Source organism: Methylacidiphilum sp. Yel, assembly GCF_004421185.1.
GTDB lineage: Bacteria > Verrucomicrobiota > Verrucomicrobiia > Methylacidiphilales > Methylacidiphilaceae > Methylacidiphilum.
The window spans coordinates 357-3,432 of record NZ_LXQB01000075.1 but is presented as its reverse complement, the minus strand read 5'-3'; the positions used below and the strand labels follow the sequence as shown (position 1 = coordinate 3,432).

Annotated in this window: 1 protein-coding gene and 1 pseudogene; one reads left to right on the top strand and one right to left on the bottom strand. The window is 43.5% G+C overall.

What is annotated here, in order from left to right; genetic code table 11:
* Nucleotides 1-123 precede the first annotated feature (123 nt).
* Nucleotides 124-2,613 (bottom strand): TonB-dependent siderophore receptor, encoded by a 2,490-nt coding sequence (locus tag A7Q09_RS09505; protein ID WP_134391213.1) that lies wholly within the window; start codon nucleotides 2,611-2,613, stop codon nucleotides 124-126.
* A 237-nt stretch (nucleotides 2,614-2,850) separates the two neighbouring features.
* Here A7Q09_RS09505 and A7Q09_RS09500 point away from each other — a divergent pair.
* A pseudogene (locus tag A7Q09_RS09500) lies at nucleotides 2,851-3,076 on the top strand (class I SAM-dependent methyltransferase); the annotation flags it as partial.

Here is a 3,076-nt window from a genome sequence, read left to right as displayed (position 1 = left end):
AGGCCGATGAGAGTGTCAGGGTCTATCAAAACCTCAACACCCTCATCGGAGAGCTTGCCCTGGCTAAATCTGGTCAGTTATCTCCAGGAATCCCCTGCCTTTAGGCATGGGGAGGATGTCAATTCAAAACGAATAACGAATCATCGCCTGAACCCAAAAAGGCATTTGAAAAGCCGCATATTCAAGGTTTGCCGTACGTGCTGGAGTAAATCCAGGAGCCCCAGCAATCCAATAATGATTGTCCGTAAAATTGTAGAACCATATTCTTAGTTCCCAGTTAGAGAAAGTATAAAAGATACTGGCATTGAGTGTATACCAAGCGGGAGCACGGACCGAATAATCGTAAGAAAGGAATTGTCCTCCTTGCGCAATAGCCCAGAGGGAAATTCCAAGCCCCCAATCAAATTTATAGCTGACCATGAGATTGCCGTATTCTTTTGGGAAACCGATAAAAGGATAGATTCCTGGAGCAAGAGAAACGATCGTGCTTACTGGCAATCCATAAATGGCTGCAACTGTTGCCGAATACGGGGTGAACGTTGTCGGACCAACGCCATTAGTGTTCGTCCAGTTTTCGTAACCCTGCATATAATTAAATCCAAAACTTGCCCAAAACCGGCGAGTCGGCTGATAATTTCCTTGAAGCTGAATGCCTTCCACGGTAGCGGAAACCGTAGGAGTCGTTCCTCCAGGCAACACAAAAGCAGGGATGAACCCGGTTTGCGCGTAAGCTGATAAGCCTAAAAAGAAAGTGTCGTTAAGCAGATTAAACTTCGTCCCTACTTCATAAAGGGATTGCGTCTGATGATAATAGGTGGAAGTAAATTCTGGAGCAAAGCTGCCAAAGATCGATTGAGCTGTCGTTTGACCAAAATAATAAGTAGCATAACAGTTCATCCAAGGAAACGGCCTATAAGTAGGGCTGATGGTAAGCTGAGGAAGCAAGGCACTCATGGAAGTAGCTTCATAGGCCGTAAATGGATAAAGAAGTTCGGCAGGCGTACCAGATGGCGGTTGGGCATTAACAAAATAAGCGTCTAACCTGCCGCCTAAAAAGAGATTAAACTTTTCCCCTATATGAAGGATGTCCTGTAAAAAGGGAGAAATCTCATAAAAATTACACTGGGTGGAAGCAAAATTGTCTACGTTAAAAAATTCTTGCGGGTAGCCTGGAATGGGAAGATCAGTAAGAAATGGATTGTTATAAGCTGGGCTTATTGCAAGAGCATAGGGAACGATCGCTGAAGCCTGCGCTTGGGTTAGTGGCTGGATCAAGTTTGCCTGATTACTTGTTGGATGCCAGCTTCCACTATATTCCAAGTCCGTTAAAAACCGAAAAGCCAATCCCACGTCCACATTTTGCCAACAAGCCTTACCCGATTGTTCTTCGGTAAAAAGCAGTTCCAATCGATCTTCCACATTATATCCATAGGGCATAACGACCCACGTTGGATCCGGGACAGGTTGCGCAGAGTTGGCCTGATAGAATTCAAAAAGGCTGTTGTTTACCAAAGAAAGATCTTCAGTCAACTGCACCGTCGTTATGGCTTGACTTACGGCATAAAGCTGTTTGGTAAAATCCAAAGGGGTATCAAAAAGATTCGTCCGGCTACTTATTGGAACAAGTGGTCCCCAATCAATAGCATAACCAAAGCCTGGAGGCGGGGTTCCTCTGCCCGGATGAAATTGACCGAATGGAGCCGAAGGGCTAACTGGAGGAGTATAATAACCGATCCAAGATCCGCTCTGATACAAACCAGAATCTATAAGGGATTGAGTTGGCCGGTTGATTCCTGCATAAGGCAAAAAGCTATTCCAGTCTATTTCCCCGTTCCAATCGATACGAACGGCTTCCATGGGTTTCCAGCTTAATGCCAAATACCCACACTGGCGGTTTAAGTAAGAGCCGTTATAATAGTTAAACGGTCCATAGCCTTCCTGCCCGAAATAATCTAACCGGTAAGCCAGTTTATCTTTCTTGATTGGTCCTCCTACATCCAAATTCCAAAAATTGCTCCCATACATTCCCATGGTATAATAAGCATCTGCATGCAAACGATCAAAAAAGGGCTGTTTGGTCAGTTCATTGAGATAGCCTCCAGCAAACTCTTGCGGCCCATAAACCAGGCTGACCTGGCCAGTGACCAAATCCAGCGAATCATCAGCGTTCACATTCAGAAGCGGTCCCCAATTGCCTCCGCTTGAAAAGCCAACAAGCATGCCATTTCGAAACACAGTCGCAGGCAGGCCTCTGACCACCGGTTCGCTCACAACATTGCCTGTAGCCTGAGTAGGGTTAACCGAAGGGCTAAAAGCAATGAGATCATTGACCGATTGTAGCATTACCGTTTTTAGCTGTTCTTTAGAAACAACTAATACATCTCTAGGAATGTCGATAAGGGAAAGATCCGGTCCGTAGACCGATGTGGTAGTAGAAGCTTTGGGAAGGGATGAGGAAGGTGGTTGTTCTGGAGAAGCCACGACAGTGACTTCAGGAAGGGTTTCTACAGCTTCGGAAAGAGCCGAGGCTTGTTGTGCTTGGATGAGTGAATTAAAAAAAGAAAAATAACTAATGCAAAGAAAAATAAAAGGAGGAGTTAAAAAAAATCGCATTGGATAGGCTGCTTTGGACAAAATACATAAAGGTTGCCTCGCAGAGCTAGCAGTGGATTGCTTAATTTTTGACTCTATTTTGCTATATCGATTTGATAAGCATGGTCCTAAAATGAAGCCTATTTAATGGCCATATTTATAAGCTAAAGAAAAAAGTTCTTTATAAACTTCCTAGCAACATTCTAAAATAAAAATGCTTTTTAGAATTTTTAGAGCTTCGAGGGAAAACCTTATAGAATGAACCTCATTGAAGAAAAAATTATCCGGTTTGGTTATTTCGACAAAGACTATTACTTAAAAAACTATCCGGAAGTCACTTTTTCTGGGAAAACTCCCTTCGAGCACTATATGGAAATAGGATGGAAAGAGGGGAAAAACCCGAGTCTGTTATTTAATACGCGATGGTATTTACAAAATAATCCAGATGTGGCAAATAGCGGAGTCAATCCACTAGTCCATTATC

What these genes read in the sequence shown, in the direction of transcription:
- A7Q09_RS09505 (WP_134391213.1), bottom strand. Translation starts at nt 2,613, where the DNA reads ATGCGATTTTTTTTAACTCCTCCTTTTATTTTTCTTTGCATTAGTTAT.